Source organism: Dermacoccus sp. UBA1591, from assembly GCF_002322065.1.
In the GTDB taxonomy this organism is placed as follows: domain Bacteria; phylum Actinomycetota; class Actinomycetes; order Actinomycetales; family Dermatophilaceae; genus Dermacoccus; species Dermacoccus nishinomiyaensis.
In genome coordinates, this window is the sequence record NZ_DCNR01000005.1 from 9,041 (window position 1) to 24,639 (window position 15,599).

The 15,599-nt window shown below is 69.8% G+C and carries 15 protein-coding genes and 1 pseudogene; 14 read left to right on the plus strand and 2 right to left on the minus strand.

Translation table 11 applies throughout. The features are described 5' to 3' along the window. The 4 genes from B2284_RS00890 to B2284_RS00905 all read left to right on the plus strand — a co-directional run. A partial coding sequence (locus B2284_RS00890; RefSeq protein WP_286697081.1) for a 2Fe-2S iron-sulfur cluster-binding protein occupies positions 1-420 on the plus strand: 420 nt, incomplete at its 5' end. 187 nt (positions 421-607) lie between these two features. Beyond that, the gene (locus tag B2284_RS00895; RefSeq protein ID WP_006945549.1) at positions 608-1,864 is read left to right on the plus strand and encodes a fatty acid desaturase family protein; all 1,257 of its coding nucleotides are present in this window, start codon (positions 608-610) and stop codon (positions 1,862-1,864) included. Positions 1,865-2,123: 259 nt separating this feature from the next. Beyond that, positions 2,124-2,762, plus strand: coding sequence for a hypothetical protein (locus B2284_RS00900; RefSeq protein WP_136788874.1), 639 nt, complete (start codon positions 2,124-2,126; stop codon positions 2,760-2,762). Positions 2,763-2,914: 152 nt separating this feature from the next. Continuing rightward, on the plus strand, positions 2,915-3,283 hold the full coding sequence (locus B2284_RS00905; protein ID WP_083604028.1) for a transglycosylase family protein: 369 nt from the start codon (positions 2,915-2,917) through the stop codon (positions 3,281-3,283). Positions 3,284-3,380: 97 nt separating this feature from the next. On the opposite strand, the gene B2284_RS00910 is transcribed toward B2284_RS00905, so the two are convergent. Then, positions 3,381-4,202 (minus strand): response regulator transcription factor, encoded by an 822-nt coding sequence (locus B2284_RS00910; protein WP_062256333.1) that lies wholly within the window; start codon positions 4,200-4,202, stop codon positions 3,381-3,383. A gap of 287 nt (positions 4,203-4,489) precedes the next feature. Between B2284_RS00910 and B2284_RS00915 the strand changes: the two genes are divergently transcribed. After that, positions 4,490-5,398: a transglycosylase family protein gene (locus B2284_RS00915; protein WP_240742563.1), complete on the plus strand. Its 909-nt coding sequence runs from the start codon at positions 4,490-4,492 to the stop codon at positions 5,396-5,398. Between the two features lie 370 nt (positions 5,399-5,768). After that, positions 5,769-6,806, plus strand: coding sequence for a Type 1 glutamine amidotransferase-like domain-containing protein (locus tag B2284_RS00920; RefSeq protein WP_136788873.1), 1,038 nt, complete (start codon positions 5,769-5,771; stop codon positions 6,804-6,806). Between the two features lie 113 nt (positions 6,807-6,919). Here the strand turns inward: B2284_RS00920 and B2284_RS00925 are convergent, their stop codons facing one another. Then, positions 6,920-7,780 carry an alpha/beta hydrolase family protein gene (locus B2284_RS00925; protein ID WP_006945519.1) on the minus strand — a complete coding sequence of 287 codons (861 nt, stop codon included), beginning with the start codon at positions 7,778-7,780 and terminating at the stop codon, positions 6,920-6,922. A gap of 47 nt (positions 7,781-7,827) precedes the next feature. Between B2284_RS00925 and B2284_RS00930 the strand changes: the two genes are divergently transcribed. The 8 genes and pseudogenes from B2284_RS00930 to B2284_RS00970 form a co-directional block, all read left to right on the plus strand. Further along, positions 7,828-8,772: a histidine phosphatase family protein gene (locus B2284_RS00930; protein ID WP_136788872.1), complete on the plus strand. Its 945-nt coding sequence runs from the start codon at positions 7,828-7,830 to the stop codon at positions 8,770-8,772. A gap of 23 nt (positions 8,773-8,795) precedes the next feature. Then, positions 8,796-9,302 carry an acyl-CoA thioesterase gene (locus B2284_RS00935; protein ID WP_006945484.1) on the plus strand — a complete coding sequence of 169 codons (507 nt, stop codon included), beginning with the start codon at positions 8,796-8,798 and terminating at the stop codon, positions 9,300-9,302. Between the two features lie 328 nt (positions 9,303-9,630). Continuing rightward, positions 9,631-10,208, plus strand: a pseudogene (locus tag B2284_RS14345) (DUF6803 family protein). Positions 10,209-10,239: 31 nt separating this feature from the next. Beyond that, positions 10,240-10,953, plus strand: a complete 714-nt coding sequence (locus B2284_RS00950) for a response regulator transcription factor (RefSeq protein ID WP_006945505.1) — start codon at positions 10,240-10,242, stop codon at positions 10,951-10,953. After that, positions 10,953-12,059 carry a sensor histidine kinase gene (locus tag B2284_RS00955; protein WP_240742566.1) on the plus strand — a complete coding sequence of 369 codons (1,107 nt, stop codon included), beginning with the start codon at positions 10,953-10,955 and terminating at the stop codon, positions 12,057-12,059. Before B2284_RS00950 ends, B2284_RS00955 begins: the two co-directional genes overlap by 1 nt. Positions 12,060-12,116: 57 nt before the next feature. Then, a complete protein-coding gene (locus tag B2284_RS00960) occupies positions 12,117-13,601 on the plus strand; it encodes a multicopper oxidase family protein (protein WP_074046244.1) in 1,485 nt (494 codons plus the stop codon). 186 nt (positions 13,602-13,787) lie between these two features. Further along, positions 13,788-14,102 (plus strand): hypothetical protein, encoded by a 315-nt coding sequence (locus tag B2284_RS00965; protein ID WP_136788871.1) that lies wholly within the window; start codon positions 13,788-13,790, stop codon positions 14,100-14,102. Between the two features lie 46 nt (positions 14,103-14,148). Further along, on the plus strand, positions 14,149-15,599 hold a 1,451-nt coding region (locus B2284_RS00970), incomplete at its 3' end, for an HAD-IC family P-type ATPase (protein ID WP_286697082.1).

Below are 15,599 nucleotides of genomic sequence, written 5' to 3' on the forward strand. Positions count from 1 at the left end.
GACCTCGACACGCTCTGCCCCGACTGGCGCAGCCGCAAGACGTACGTCTGCGGGCCGCAGGAGATGCTCGACGACGCCGAACGTCTCTGGCACAGCGAGGATCTGCCGCACGAGCTGAGCGTCGAACGCTTCGCCCCGACCCTGTTCGCCGACCCCGACGCGCGCGGCGGCGTCGTCACGTTCGAGAAGTCCGACAAGGAGGCGAGCGCCGAGGGCAACACGACGCTGCTCGAGGTCGGCGAGGACGCAGGCGTCCTGCTTCCGTCCGGGTGCCGCATGGGCATCTGCCGTACCTGCCTGACGCCGCTCGTCAGCGGCACCGTGCGCAATCTGTCGTCGGGCGAACTGTGCTCCGACGAGGGCGAACTCATCCAGACCTGCATCAGCGCCGCCGTGGGCCCGGTCCACCTCGACGCGTGAGTAGCGATGACGTCACCATGACCACCCACGGCGCATTCCGCCGACCCGACGCGCCCGCCCTGAGCGCACGATCCCGCTGCGTCGTCAGCCCCTCGACGCCCCGTCACGCCGCGCTGACCGGACGCGCGGCCACCTCACGTCCTCTTTCCCAATCCGGCGAGAACGAACCCGACCAGGAGTTCAGCTCATGACATCCGTCCTCAACGCCCTCAAGCCCGGCGCCGCCGATTCGAAGACGGCCCGCGCGGCCGCGAAGCCCGACAAGCGCACCGGCGTCCTGCCGACGCACGGCCACCTCGCCGTGCGCCCGCCGACGGCCGCGCACCTCAGTGACGACGACGTCGAACGCCTCGGCGCCGAACTCGACGCGATCCGTGACGAGGTGCTCGCCGAGCGCGGCGCGAAGGACGCTGCGTACGTCAAGCGCATGGTGAAGATCCAGCGTGCGACGGAACTCGCGGGCCGCGTCTGCATGATCGGCAGCCGCTCGAAGATCGCGTGGAGCGCCGGCGTCGGCCTCATCGCGCTCGGCAAGGTGCTCGACAACATGGAGCTCGGCCACAACGTCCTGCACGGCCAGTGGGATTGGATGCGCGACCCCGACATCCACTCGACGACGTGGGAGTGGGATTTCGTCGCGCCCGCCCGCGGCTGGCAGCACACGCACAACGACCTGCACCACACGTGGACGAACGTCATCGGCAAGGACCGCGACGTGGGCTACAACATCCTGCGCGTCAGCGACGACCAGCCGTGGAAGCCGCGCGACCTCGCGAACCCGCTCGTCAACCTCGTGCTCGCGCCGATGTTCGAATGGGGCATCGCGAGCTACGACATCGAGTGGGATCAGTACAAGGCCGGGTACAAGTCGCGCGAGGCCGTCATGGCCGACATCGCGGCGCTGCGCGACAAGGCCATCGCGATGGTCGCCAAGGACTACGTCGCGACGCCGCTCGCTGCGGCTACCGTTGGCGCGCTCGTCGGCAAGGCCCTCGGACGACCGACGAACTTCCGTTCGACGGCGCTGCGCGCGCTCGGCGGCACCGTCGCGGCGAACGCGCTGCGCAACGTCTGGGCGCACGCCGTCATCTTCTGCGGTCACTTCCCCGACGGCGTCGACACCTTCGACGAACGCATGATCGACGGCGAGACGCGCGGCGACTGGTACATCCGGCAGATGCTCGGCTCGGCGAACATCTCCGGCACCCGCACGTTCCACACGCTGACGGGCAACCTCAGCCACCAGATCGAGCACCACCTCTTCCCCGACCTGCCGAGCAACCGCTACATCGAGGTCGCCCCCAAGGTGCGCGAGATCTGCGAACGCTATGGCCTGCCGTACAACACGGGACGATTCGGGCGTCAGCTCGGCTCGACGTGGAAGAACATCTGCGTCCTCGCAGTCCCGACACGTGACGAATGGGCCGCCTACCGCGCCGGTTGATCGCCTCTGCCCCTCGACGAACCCGCACGTCCTGTCTCGACGGGAGTGCGGGTTCGCACGCTCCGTCGGACGGGCGTGTGAGCGCGCGGGAGCACCCAACCCGCACGTTGCCGTCGCGACTGGGCGCGATAGTTCGCGTATCCGCTGAGCGCACAGCTCGCCGAGTCGCCGCCACCCTGTGAAGTAGCTCATAATGGGCTGTGCATGCCCGATCTGCTCGAGACCGAGCCTCGCGGGCCTTCATCGAAAGGTGACTCACGTGTCACTCACCTCCCGCGTCGCCGCCGGTTTCGGCACCGCGCTCGTCGCTGTCTCGTTCGCCGCTCCGGCCCTCGCCGAGCAGCCCGCCCCGAAGCCGACGATGCCCGCCACCATCGAGCAGCTGGCTGCCAAGCTGCCGCCGTTCCCCGGCGAGAACGCCACGGACGCGCAGATCGAGGCGTGGTTCCAGCAGGCGTCGAAGGCCCTCGGCCTGCCGCCCTTCCCGGGTGAGAACGCCACGGACGCGCAGGCGTACACGTACGTCAAGGCCGTCGTGAAGCTGCTCGGCCTGCCGACACTGCCCGCGATGGACGCCTCCGACGCCGAGTACGACGCGTGGGCCGGCAAGGTCGCCACGATGTTCGGCCTGCCGAAGCCGCCGTCGGCCAACGCGTCCGAAGCACAGTGGGACGCCTGGTTCACCACGCTCATGGGCATGTCCGGCATGCCGCAGATGCCGGGCGGGATGCCGCACAAGCCGGGCGCGTCCCACGCCTCGTCGAAGCCGGCCGGCCCCGTCGTCCAGACCGACCGCGTCGCGCCGTCGTCGAACACCGGCGCGCTGGCGGGCGCTGCCGCGCTCGCGTTCGCTGCGGCGGGTGTGACGCTCGTCATGCGTCGCCGAGCATCGCGCTGACGCAACGCTTTTCCCGGGTGACGCCCGTCGAGCCACGGCTCGGCGGGCGTCGCGCGTTTGCGGCGGGCCGGGGCTCGGTCATTAGACAGGTGGAGAACCCGCACGGAGCAACACCACTTCGTGCCCGCTCACACTTTCCGAGGAGACGCCACATGTCGCACTCGACCATGAACATCCGTCACCGCGCCGCCGCCCTGGCCGGCGCAGTCGCCATCGTCGGCACCGCAGGAGCCGGCCTCGCGAGCACCGCTTCCGCAGCGACCGGCTCGGGCGCGCAGAGCACGCTCGCCGCCATCAAGTTCTGCGAGGGCTCGAACAACTACCAGGCGCAGAACCCGTCGTCGACCGCCTCGGGCGCCTACCAGTTCCTCGACACGACGTGGCAGGGTCTCTCCGCCGCCAAGGGCTACTCGAAGGCCAAGTACGCGCCCGCGTCGGTGCAGGACGCCGCAGCCCTCGAGTTGTACAACCAGGCCGGCACCTCCCCCTGGGCCGCCAGCTCCAGCTGCTGGGCCACGTAAGACCTCTCGGCACGATGTGTCGTGCCGGTGACGCCCCCGTCAGGGTTTGTCCTGACGGGGGCGTCGTGCTGCCCGGGCAGGCCGGGGGTGGGGCCCGTCAGGACGCGCGTCGCACGACACCGTCGAGCTGAGCGGCTGAGTCGACGATGCGGTAGCCGACGCCACGCACCGTCGTGATGTCGTGGCGACCGAACGGGCGGTCGAGCTTGCGCCGCAGATGGCTGACGACCTGGTCGACGAGGTTCGACGTCGCCGCATCGAGCCCGCCCCAGACGTCGTCGACGATGCGCGCGCGTGACACCACGTGCCCCGCGTTGCGCATGAGCAGTTCGAGGACGGCGTACTCGCGGGCGGTGAGGTCGATCGCCACCTCACCCCCTTGCGCGCCGCTCACCACGTCGCGGGTGGTGGCCCCGCCCGGCTCGGCAAGGGCGTCACCGATGCTGGCGTGATCGATGCCGGCGTCACCCGTGGTGGCGTCGTCGAGCGTCCTGACGGCGACGCGCGCCGCTCGATCCAGACGGAGGGTCCCGACGCGCAGTTCGTCCTCGACGAGGTGCGGGGCCCTGCGCGTCAGAGCTCGCAGACGCGCGGCGACCTCGGCGAACGGCACGGGTGAGGTGACGACGTCGTCGGCGCCCGCGTCGAGCACGTCGACGAGGTCGGCCGATTCGCCGCGGCGAGCCATGACGAGGATCGGCGCGCGCTCGCCGTCGCCGCGCAGGGCGGTGACGACGGGGACGTCGTGCGTGCCGGGTCGTGCGCTGCAGATGACGATGACGTCGGGTTCCGCCTCGCTCGCCAACCACAGCGCCTCGCCGCGCTGAGAGGCCGCCTGCACGACGTACCCCTCCTGCGCGAGCGCCGGCTGCAGACGTGCCGACGTGCGGCCGGATTCGTCGACGATGAGTGCCTTCATGACGGCGACGCTAAGAACCCCGCCTTTGATTTCGATAAGAACGCCGGCCGTCACGCGCCCTCTCTGAGGCACCGACGGACCCTCGCCCGGCGGCTCGCCCGACGCGGTGCTTCTGTCGAAAACTGTTGCCCCACAAGCGATCAGAGCCGCCCGCCGTCGACAGGATGCGATGACGGCACGCCTCACAGCAGGCTCACAACGTTTCGTCGCCGTCAGAGTCGCGTCAGCCTCCCGCAACGAAGCGTCGACACGGTGGATGACGTCAACAGACCGACGAAAGGACAGTCATGACCCACTTCAACGCCACCACCGACCCGATCCGTTCGCACGACACCACGGACGCCGCACCCAAGCAGAAGCGCAAACGCGCCATGACGCTCGCGAGCGGAATCGCGCTCGTCGGCGTCGCCGGTGCGGGCCTGGCCTCCACCGCGAGCGCCGCGACGTCGACGTCCTCGTCGTCCGCGTCATCGGTGCTCGCCAAGATCAAGTCCTGTGAGAGCGGCGGCAACTACCAGGCCGTCAACGCCTCGAGTGGCGCCTCGGGCGCCTACCAGTTCTTGAACTCGACGTGGAAGGGCCTGTCGGCCTCCGCCGGCTACACGACGGCCGCCTCGGCGCCCGCGTCGGTGCAGGACGCCGCCGCCCTCGAGCTATACAACCAGGCCGGGACGTCGCCCTGGGCCGCCTCGAGCAGCTGCTGGTCGAGCACGACGAGCGCGCCCACGACGAGCACCTCCAGCTCGTCGACGAGCACCTCGCCGAGCACGAGCGCCACGTCCGGCACGACGACGTCCACGAGCACGAAGGCGTCGAGCGCGTCCAGCTCGACGGGCAACAGCTCGAGCACGACGACGAGCGTGTCCAACTCGAAGAGCAGCACCGCGAGCACGAAGGCGGCGCACCCGGGCGAGGCGAAGGCGCACGGCAAGCCCGCCCCGGCGCAGCACGGCAAGCCGGGTGAGAAGGCCAAGCCGCAGCCCAAGCTGGCGACGGTGAAGCATGGCAAGACTGCACCCAAGCCTGCTCACGCGAAGGCCGCACCCAAGCCGCACGGCAAGGACGCGAACAAGGCGCTTCCGAAGGCCAAGCCGGCCGGCAAGCACCACGCGAAGGTGGCCCCGAAGCCCCTGACGAAGCCGGCCAACTCGCTGGCGGCGCACGGTTCGCACGCTCCGGTGGAGGCTGCGGCCTGAGCCGCCCCGCGCTTTCCGTCCATGACGGGAGCCCCCTACCCGTCGCGTGAACGCCGGTCGGGCCCGGGCGTGAGATGCCGGGGTGAGTGCGAGCCGTCGCATTCACCCCGGCATCTCACGATCCACGCCGGCGACGCGTGTGCTCACCTGCGATTCTCGTACCCATCGGCGATTTTCGTCCACATTCACCGTCGTCCTCAACCACGCCGGAAGCTGGGCCCAGAGCGACGAGCTCGACGACCCATGACGGTGAGTCACGACGACGGACCGGCGCCCCGCACTTGCACCCGCACTCACACCCGACGGCAGACCAAACCCCGCCGACTGAAAGTCTGTCGCCACCACGCATTGCCTCGGCGACAATCGAGGGATGACGAACTTCACCGGCACGATCGTCACCCTCGGCGGCGGGGGTTTCTCTCAGGAGGGCGCCATCACGCCGATCGACGAGCACATCCTCGAGCTGACGCGCGCCGAGCGTCCCCGCGTCTGCTTCGTCCCCACGGCCAGCGGCGACGACCTCGGCTACGCCGCGAAGTTCGAGCAAGCCTTCGCCGGGCGCGCCGAGACGAGCGTCCTGTCGCTGTTCACCAAGTCCGCGAACGCCAACTGGACCTGCGACCCCCGCCACGTCCTCACCCAGGACGTCGTCTACGTCGGCGGTGGGTCGACGGCCAACCTGCTCGCGATCTGGCGCACGCACGGCCTGCCCGACCTCCTGCGCGAAGCCGCGGCGAACGGCACCGTCCTGGCCGGTATCAGCGTCGGCATGAACTGCTGGTTCGAGGCGTCGTCGACCGACTCGTTCGGCCCACTCGCACCGCTCGACGACGGCCTGGGCTTCCTTCCCGGCAGCGCGTGCCCCCACCTGTTCGGTGAACCGGGCCGCGCCGAGAAGTACCGACGGTGGGTCGCTGACGGAGCCCTGCCCGACGGCCGTGCCGCCGACGACGGCGTCGCGCTGGTCTGGTACCGCAACACCGAGTACGGCACCTTCACCTACGCAGTCACCGAGAAGCCAGGCGGCGTGGCCTGGCGCATGACGCGCGAACAGCGCGAGCCACACGTCATCCCGGCGCGCCTGCTGGGCTCGACGGTGGCACCCCGCATCAGCGAGATCCTCTACACCGCAAACCTCCTCGGGCTCGCCGAGATCGGCGCGCCGTCGGACGAGTTCGACACCGAGGCCGAGTACATCGCCTCGGGACTGCCTGCGTGCACGAGCCCGGACGACGTCCTCACCCTCGTCCACGCGACGTTCGTCCACTGCTTCGACAGCGATGGCGAGAGCGCCGCCGAACCAGAGACACCCTCCACCGCAGGCCCACGCGAGCAGTACGTCGACGTCGCTCGTCGGATCTGGAACCTGCACGCTTCGTCATCGACCGGACGCAATCGCAGTTTTTAGCTGCACGACTTCTGCGCATCTGCACGAGGAATGTGCCGCACATTCCACGTGCAGATGCACATGACTCGTGCAACTACCCCCGCCGCCAGGCGTCAACACCCATCACGCACCCGTCACCGAGCCGCGATGTTCTCCTCGACCCACGCAGCGATGACGGGCACGACGTCGGCGTTGCGGCGCACCCACTGGATGTGCCCGAGATCGTCCGGCGAGTGCCAGCGCGTCACGCGCGCCTTAGGCACCCAGCGCAGCATCTGCTCGAGCCCGCCGACGGGTGCGAACGAGTCGTTCGGCAGTGAGATCGCGAGCACCTGCCCGCCATAGGCCCCCAACGCCGCCTCGTAGTCGATCTGAGCCCCCGACGGACGCACGCGCCCGGTACGCGCCATCCGCGACCAGTCCTGCACGAGCACCCGCGATTGGCGCCCCCAGAACTTCAGCCGGTCGCCCGGCCAGTACCCGACGGCGCGCGCGACGGTCGCCATCAGCGCTGTCCCCGCGAAGGAGCGCACCCTGCCGGGCGCCCCGTACCCCCGCCAGTAGGGACTCGCCGACGCCGCGAGGATCACGCCGTCGACCGCGGCCGGCCCATCCGGGTGCAGCGCCGCCGCGAAGATCGACACGTGCCCGCCGAGGCTGTGCCCGAGCAGCACGACCGGGGCGTCGGGCCGAAGCTCGCGCACGTGCGTCACGACGCTCTCGTGCACCCCGGTCGCGAGCGCGTCGTAGCCGTACGTCGTCTCGCGCCCGATTCCGTCGCGCGTCTCCCGCCCCGGGTACTCGACGACGAGGCTCGCGAGCCCCGCCTCGGCGAGCGCCTGCGTCAGGTGCCGGTAGTACGACGCGGGCGCCCCGAACGCCGGTCGGATGACGAGGACGGGCGCCGCCGGGTCGTCGACGGGAATGAAGGTGACGTGGCTCGTGAGCCCGCTCGTGGTCGTGACGGTGGCCTCGAGGGCGGTCGTGGAATGCACGACGAAAGGCTACCCGCGGGTAGCACGTGGTGCGGCAAGATTGGTCCATGGAAACGCGTTCGGTCTGGCTCGTGCGCCACGGGCAGGCGTCCTTCGGCAAGTCCGACTACGACAACCTCTCCGAGACGGGCCACGAGCAGGCGTATCTGCTCGGCAAGCACTTCGCCGCGCACGGCGTCGCACCGAGCCTCATCGTCAGTGGTTCGATGAAGCGCCACCGTCAGACTCTCGCCGAGATCGCCGCGGGCGCCGGCTGGCATCTCGACGACGTCCCCGCCACCGAACCCACACACGTGACGACGCCCGCTCACCCCCGCGCGGACGAATCGGAGGCGCCGGCCACGCCGCCCGCCCCGGCGTCGAGCGACCGAGAAACAGACCGAGCGCAACACCTGGAGAGCACCCAGGACGCCGCCACACACGCGCCGAGAAAACCCTCCAGAGGCAAGCCCCCTCACCCGAAACCCGATGAACAGCCTGATGTCGCCATCATCGCCGCGCATGCCCCGCGCGTCGTGGCGCGTGGTCTCGACGAGCGCTGGAACGAGCTCGATCATCGCGCGCTCCTGACGGCGTACAAACCGGCGTACAAGAACATGCTCGTGCTGAAGGCCGACATGGTGCGTACGTTGCGTCCGCGCATCGCGTTCGAGGAGACGTTCGAGAAGGCCGTCGATCGCTGGAGTGGCGGCCAGTACGACCACGAGTACCCGGAGAGCTTCGAGCAGTTCACCTCGCGCACGAACGAGGCGCTCGACGATCTCGTCGACGCCGCGCACGAGCACGTCGTCGTCGTGACGTCGGCCGGCCCGGTGTGCTGGACGGCGGCTCACCTCACCGCCGGCGGCAGCCTCGACGCGTGGAAGCACTTCACCCTCGCGGCGGTCAACACGGGCGTCACGCGCATCACGATCGATCGTCACGGCCCTCGGTTGCTGACGTTCAACGAGTTCACCCACCTCGAGGGCGCCGGGCTCGTCACGAACCGCTGAGATCCTGCGAGACAATGGCGGTCATGACCGCTCCTTCCGACACACAACTCGTCCTCAGCCAGATCATGGGCAACCAGCACACGAACCTGCTCGGCACCGTCCATGGTGGCAACATCATGAAGTTCGTCGACGACGCCGCGGGCGCCGTCTCGGCGCGCTTCGCGCAGGGCCCCGCCGTCACGGCCGCGATGGACGAGATGCTGTTCCTGGCCCCGGTGCGCGTCGGTGACGTGCTGACGGTGAAGACGCAGGTCAACTGGGCGGGTCGTTCGTCGATGGAGGTCGGCGCGCGCGTCGAGACGACACGGTGGGACGATCGCACGCCCCCGGTCCACGTCGCGACGGCGTTCCTCGTCATGGTCGGCGTCGACGAGTCGGGCAGGCCGCGTCAGGTGCCGACACTCGAACCGGTGACGGAGGAGGAGAAGCGCCGCTTCCGCGCCGCGCAGATCCGTCGCGAGCACCGCCTCGCGCAGCGCGCCGCCATCCGCGATCTCGGCGCGGGTGAGGCGTCCGTCGAGCGCGCATGACGCTGACGTTCGCCCAGCTCGCGCAGTTCTCCCTCGGCGCGGTGCTCATCATCCTGTGGCTCTGTCAACTTCGATTGGCCCCATGGTGACGGTCTGTTCTGGCCCCATGTCTACCCGGAGACCGGCTTGACCGAATCTTCACATTCCCTTGCCCGGGCCTCGATGTGGGGCTTCGAGGCTTGTGGCCACGACCTCGAACGAGAACTCCTCCCGTACAGTGCCGCTGTTTGCCCTGGGTGTCGGCACTCTCGCAGCTGCCGCCTTGGCCCTGATCGCCCCTGACTTGACCTCGGGGTCGGGCATGGAGGGGATGCCGATGACCCATTACATGGGACTGCTGGCCGTACGGCAGCCGTGGAACCTCCTGTTGTTCATGGCACTTCCGGTGGTGCTGGCCGAAACCCTTGCGATCACCGAGCTGGTGATGCTGCTGGCTCGTCGCGGTGATCGGCCGGCGCCGGGATGGGTGACGAAGGTGAGTCACTGGGCCGGGCTGCTGGCGGGTCCGGTGTGGGTGTTCATCGGCCAGCACCTGCTCATCACTGCCGTGGTTCCGCTGACGGTCCACGGCGGCTGGCGTGGCCCCGCGGACGTGATCGCTGTCCTTTCCTACCTGGCCGGTGCCTGCCGCTACTGGTGATCAGCCTGCTGGAGGCCGGACTCTTGGGTCGCAGCGAGGCCGGGCGCCGTCGCCTGCACGTGGCGATGGTGGCCGTGTTCCTGGTGGTGGCCCACGTCGCGATGATCTTCGGCATGCTCGACCCTGCCGTCATGGGCTACACGCCGACGGCACCCGCCTCAACGCAGCACGACATGGTCAGCATGCCGGGCATGAACCACGACATGGGTGGCATGACGGGCATGGACCACTCGACGATGATGCCCAGTGCCGCACCGTCGAAGTGATCCCCGGCCGGGTTCGTGGTGAGGTGGTGTCATGAATAGCGCGTCTGCTGCGGTTGCGCCGAGTGTCCTGGTCGTCGACGACGAGCCGGTTCTGTCGGGCACGGTGAAGAACTACCTCGAGCGGGCCGGCATGTCGGCCCAGACCTGCGGCGACGGGCTGGTCGCGCTTGACCTTGTCCGGGCCACGGCCCCCGACGTGGTGGTGCTGGACCTGGGCCTGCCGGGCATGGACGGGGTGGAGGTGTGCCGCCAACTGCGCACCTTTAGCGACTGCTACGTGTTGATGCTCACGGCCCGCGCCGACGAGGTCGACAAGCTGATCGGGCTGTCGGTCGGCGCGGACGACTACATGACCAAACCGTTCAGCCCGCGCGAGCTGGTGGCCCGCATCCAAGTACTGTTGCGGCGCCCCCGCGCCGGCGGTGCGGGCACCACGGCCTCGGTCCTGCGCATCGGCGCCCTCACCGTGGACCAGTCGTCTCGTCGGGTGGAGCTCGACGCCTCACCGGTGGAGCTGACCCGTACCGAGTTCGACCTGCTGCAGGCCTTGGCCGAACACCCCGGCCGGGTGCTGAACCGCCGCCAGCTCACCGACGCCGTGTGGGGCGAGGACTGGGTCGGCGACGACCACTTGGTCGACGTGCACATCGCGCACTTGCGCAAGAAGCTCGGTGACGACCCCTCCCAGCCTCGGTTCGTGCAGACGGTGCGCGGCGTCGGCTACCGGATGGGCCGAGGGCAGTGATGCCGCCCAACCCGCGCGGCAATTGGGGACGCCGACTGCTGTGGACCCAGATGGCCGTGGTGGCGGCGATGGCCGCCACCATGGTGCTGACGGCCCTGCTGGTCGGCCCGGCATGGTTCCGAATGCACATGCACGAAGCCGGCCACGCCCAGCCCGACGTCGTCGAGCACGCGCAGCAGGCCTTCCACGACGCCGGCCTGGTGTCACTGGCCGTGGGTCTGGGCACCGCGATGCTCGCCGCCCTCGGGGTCGCCACCGTCCTCAACCGGAACCTGTCGCGGGGGGTCGAAGCCCTCGTGGACGGCGCCCAACAGGTCGCCGCCAGACACTACGACCAACCCGTCACGATGACCTCGGCCAGCCCCGAGCTGGCCCAGGTCGCCAACGCCTTCAACCACATGGCCAGCCAGATCGCCTCCACCGAGCAGACCCGACGACGCATGCTCACCGACCTGGGCCATGAGCTGCGCACCCCGCTGGCCGCCACCCAGGTCACCCTCGAAGGACTGCAGGACGGTGTGGTCGACTTCACCCCCGCAACCGTCGAGATCCTGCTGCGGCAGAACCAGCGGCTTGCCGCCCTGGCCGCCGACATCTCCGAGGTGTCGCGTGCCGAGGAAGGCCGCATCCCGCTGTCCCTGAGCCACCAGGACCTCGCGCAGGTCGTGACGGCCAGCGTCGCCGCAGCCCGCCACGCCTACGACGCCGCCGGGGTGACGCTGCACGCCCAGAGCGTCCTCGGCCTGCGCGTCGACGTGGACGCCGCCCGCATCGGGCAGGTCTTGGACAACCTGCTGCGCAACGCCCTGCAACACACGGTGGCCGGCAACCGGGTCGAGGTCACGATGGGACACGAGCACGACCGGGCCGTGGTCCGCGTCATCGACAACGGCGTCGGCATCCCCACCGAGGCCCTCACCCACGTCTTCGAACGCTTCTACCGTGTCCAGGACACCCGCACCCGCGATGTCGACGGCGGCACCGGTGTCGGCCTGGCGATCTCCCGCGCCATCGCCCGCGCCCACGGCGGCGACCTGACCGGCCACAGCGACGGCCCCGGCCACGGCGCGACCTTCGCGCTGGCACTGCCCACCGTGACTTCTTGACCAGATCTTGACCAACCCTTGCCGGGGGCTTTATCCGCGCCCGACAGGCTCGAGGACATGAACACACTTTCCCGCCGCCACGTCCTGTTCACCGGTCTCGGTCTGGCCGCGGCAGGGGCCTTGAGCGCCTGCGACGCCAAGAACACCCCGGCCGCAGCACCCGCCGCGCCGAACTCCCCGCTGACGATCCCAAGCCAGACCCCGCTGGTCGCCGCCCCCGGCACAAAGACCGTCAACCACGTCCTCACGCCCCGGCCGGTCACCCTCGACCTGGGCGGCGTCACGGCCAGGACCTGGGCCTACGACGAGACCCTCGACGCCCCCGTCCTGCGGACCCGCGCCGGTGACCTGCTGCAGGTGCGCGTCGACAACAAGCTGCCCACCAGCACCTCCGTCCACTGGCACGGCATCGCCCTGCGCAATGCCAGCGACGGTGTGCCCGGCGTCACCCAGCAACCCATCGAGGCCGGCAGCAGCTTCACCTACCAGTTCGTCGCCCCCGACCCGGGAACCTACTTCTTCCACCCCCACACCGGGGTGCAGATCGACCGCGGCCTGTACGAGCCGCTGGTCATCGACGACCCCGCCGAACCCGGCCGCTACGACCACGAATGGGTCGTCACCCTCGACGACTGGACCGACGGTGTCGGCACCTCTCCCGACGATATCCTCGCCGCGTTCAAGGCCCAGAACGGCACCGTGTCCAGCGGCATGAACCACGACATGGGCGGCATGGACCACGGCATGTCCCCCCTGGGCGACGCCGGCGACGTTACATACCCCCATTACCTCGTCAACGGCCGCGTCCCCGCCGCACCCCGAACCCTGACCGCCAAGCCCGGGCAGAAGGTGCGACTGCGCGTCATCAACGCCTCCTCCGACACCATCTTCAAGCTCGCCCTGCAGGGCCATCGACTCACCGTCACCCACACCGACGGTTTCCCCGTGACCGCCACCGAGGCCAGCGCCGTCTACCTCGCGATGGGAGAACGACTGGATGCGACCATCACGCTGGGCGACGGCGTGTTCGTGCTGCAGGCCGCGCCCGAGGGCAAGAAGGGCACCCCGGCCCGGGCCATCGTGCGCACCGGCTCCGGCAGCGTACCGACCCCGGACACCCGCGTCGCAGAACTCGACGGCAAGGCCCTGCTGACCACTCAGCTCAAGCCCGCCGACAGCGCACGACTGCGCGACCGCAAGCCCGACATCACCCTCGATGTGGCACTCAACGGCCAGATGAAGCCCTACGCGTGGGGCCTCAACGGCAAACGCTTCGGCGAGGACACCCCACTTGCCGTGAGCCGCGGCCAACGCGTCCGGCTGCGGATGACGAACATGACGATGATGGCCCACCCCATGCACATCCACGGCCACACCTGGGCCCTGCCCGGCAGCGCCGGGCTGCGCAAGGACACCGTCCTGATCCGCCCGATGGAGACCGTCGAGGCCGACCTGCAGGCCGACAACCCCGGCACCTGGATGCTGCACTGCCACAACATCTACCACGCAGAACTCGGCATGATGACGACCCTGCGCTACTGACATGCCCCGGCCGATGCCGGCCACTCAAGCCTGCACTGATGGTGCGGCTGCCCGCTGCGGCAACCGCACCATCACCGTCTGCAGGTCTTGACCAGACTTTCACCAAAGCTCGGGGGCGCATTGACCTCGCCCCGTCACCATGGAAGTGGAAGGAAAACCCCTTCCCCGAGCAGACAAGGACACGCCATGTACACCAGCCCCGACCAGACCCCCCGCTCCTTCGGCGAGGACCCCCGCCAGCCCCTGCCCGGCCCCATGACCGACGAGGACCCCAGCAGCACCACCCACCAGCACGGCGCGGCCCACCAGCACGGCAAGCCCCACCACTGGATGCACCTGCTGATGTGCGCCCCGATGCTGCTCGTGGTCGTCGGCTACCTGTGGGCCGGACGTGCCAGCCTCGCCGCCGGCGGTGTCGTGGCCGCCCTCGTGCCCGCCATCGGCTGCATGCTCATGATGTGGCTGATGATGCGCATGATGGATCACGGCTCCCAGCACTGACCACCGCCCCGCCATCCACCGGCAGTACCGTCTCGAGGAGCACCCCATGAACCACCCGGCCGCCACCGCCACCCACGACCACACCACCCACTACACGTGCTCCATGCACCCCGAGGTGACCAGCGACCACCCGGGACGCTGCCCCAAGTGCGGGATGTTCCTGCAACCCGCCGGCGGCGGGGACGCGCCGGCCGCCCAGCACCACGACCACCCGACCGATCACCAGCACCCCATGGGCGAGCCGGCGGTGGTGGCCGGTGCGGTCGCTGCAGGGGACTGGACCTGCCCGATGCACCCCGAGGTCCGCAGCGATGGCCCCGGTGACTGCCCGATCTGTGGCATGGCGCTGGAGCGGGTCTTGGCCGGGCTCGACGAAGGCCCGAACCAGGAGCTCGTCGACATGCGTCGCCGGTTCCGGGTGGCGGCGGTGCTGAGCGTGCCGCTGGTGGCGATGGTGATGGTGCCCATGGTGCTGGGTCGTGCGCTGCCCGGCAGCGTCGCGCCGTGGCTCGAGCTCGCCCTGTCGACGCCAGTGGTGTGGTGGGCTGGGTGGCCGTTCTTCGTGCGCGGCGCGAAGTCGGTGGTCAGCCGTCACCTGAACATGTTCACCCTGGTGTCGTTGGGTGTCGGTGCCGCGTGGCTGTACAGCGTGGTCGCGGTGCTGGCGCCGGGGCTGTTCCCATCCGGGATGCGGGTGATGGACGGCCGGGTCGGCACCTACTTCGAGGCCGCGGCAGTCATCATCACCCTGGTGCTGCTCGGCCAGGTCCTCGAGCTGCGGGCCCGCGACCAGACCTCCGGCGCGATCCGCGCCCTACTCGACCTGTCACCGGCCACCGCGCACCGCATCGGGGCCGACGGCACCGAGACCGACGTGCCGGCCGCCGAGCTGCAGCTGGGCGATCGGTGCCGGGTGCGGCCGGGCGAGAAGGTGCCGGCCGACGGCACCGTGGTCGATGGTCACGCGTATGTGGACGAGTCGATGATCACCGGCGAGCCGGTACCGGTCGACAAGAGCCCCGGTGACCGGGTCATCGGCGGCACGATCACCCAGGGCGGCAGCCTGGTGGTGGAGGCCACTGGTCTGGGCGCTGACTCGACCCTGGCCCGGATCGTCGACCTGGTCTCCCAGGCGCAGCGGTCCCGCGCCCCGATCCAGGGACTGGTCGACAAGATCTCGGCGGTGTTCGTGCCGGTCGTGATCGCCGTCGCCCTGGCCACCTTCGGGTTGTGGCTGGCCATGGGCCCGCAGCCGCGGCTTCCGTTCGCGATCGTGGCCGCCGTCAGCGTGCTGATCATCGCCTGCCCGTGCGCGCTGGGCCTGGCCACGCCAATGTCGATCATGGTCGGGGTGGGGCGCGGCGCCAGCGAGGGCGTGCTGGTCAAGAACGCCGAGGCCCTCGAACGACTGCAGAAGGTCGACACCCTCGTCGTCGACAAGACCGGCACCCTCACCCAGGGCCGCCCCAGCCTGGTCGACCAGCAGGGCGTCGACGG

Coding starts and splice junctions, on each gene's coding strand:
- B2284_RS00910 (WP_062256333.1), bottom strand. CDS start 4,202: ATGAAGGCACTCATCGTCGACGAATCCGGCCGCACGTCGGCACGTCTG.
- B2284_RS00965 (WP_136788871.1), top strand. CDS start 13,788: ATGTACACCAGCCCCGACCAGACCCCCCGCTCCTTCGGCGAGGACCCC.
- B2284_RS00935 (WP_006945484.1), top strand. CDS start 8,796: ATGACCGCTCCTTCCGACACACAACTCGTCCTCAGCCAGATCATGGGC.
- B2284_RS00920 (WP_136788873.1), top strand. CDS start 5,769: ATGACGAACTTCACCGGCACGATCGTCACCCTCGGCGGCGGGGGTTTC.
- B2284_RS00895 (WP_006945549.1), top strand. CDS start 608: ATGACATCCGTCCTCAACGCCCTCAAGCCCGGCGCCGCCGATTCGAAG.
- B2284_RS00915 (WP_240742563.1), top strand. CDS start 4,490: ATGACCCACTTCAACGCCACCACCGACCCGATCCGTTCGCACGACACC.
- B2284_RS00955 (WP_240742566.1), top strand. CDS start 10,953: ATGCCGCCCAACCCGCGCGGCAATTGGGGACGCCGACTGCTGTGGACC.
- B2284_RS00930 (WP_136788872.1), top strand. CDS start 7,828: ATGGAAACGCGTTCGGTCTGGCTCGTGCGCCACGGGCAGGCGTCCTTC.
- B2284_RS00905 (WP_083604028.1), top strand. CDS start 2,915: ATGTCGCACTCGACCATGAACATCCGTCACCGCGCCGCCGCCCTGGCC.
- B2284_RS00950 (WP_006945505.1), top strand. CDS start 10,240: ATGAATAGCGCGTCTGCTGCGGTTGCGCCGAGTGTCCTGGTCGTCGAC.
- B2284_RS00960 (WP_074046244.1), top strand. CDS start 12,117: ATGAACACACTTTCCCGCCGCCACGTCCTGTTCACCGGTCTCGGTCTG.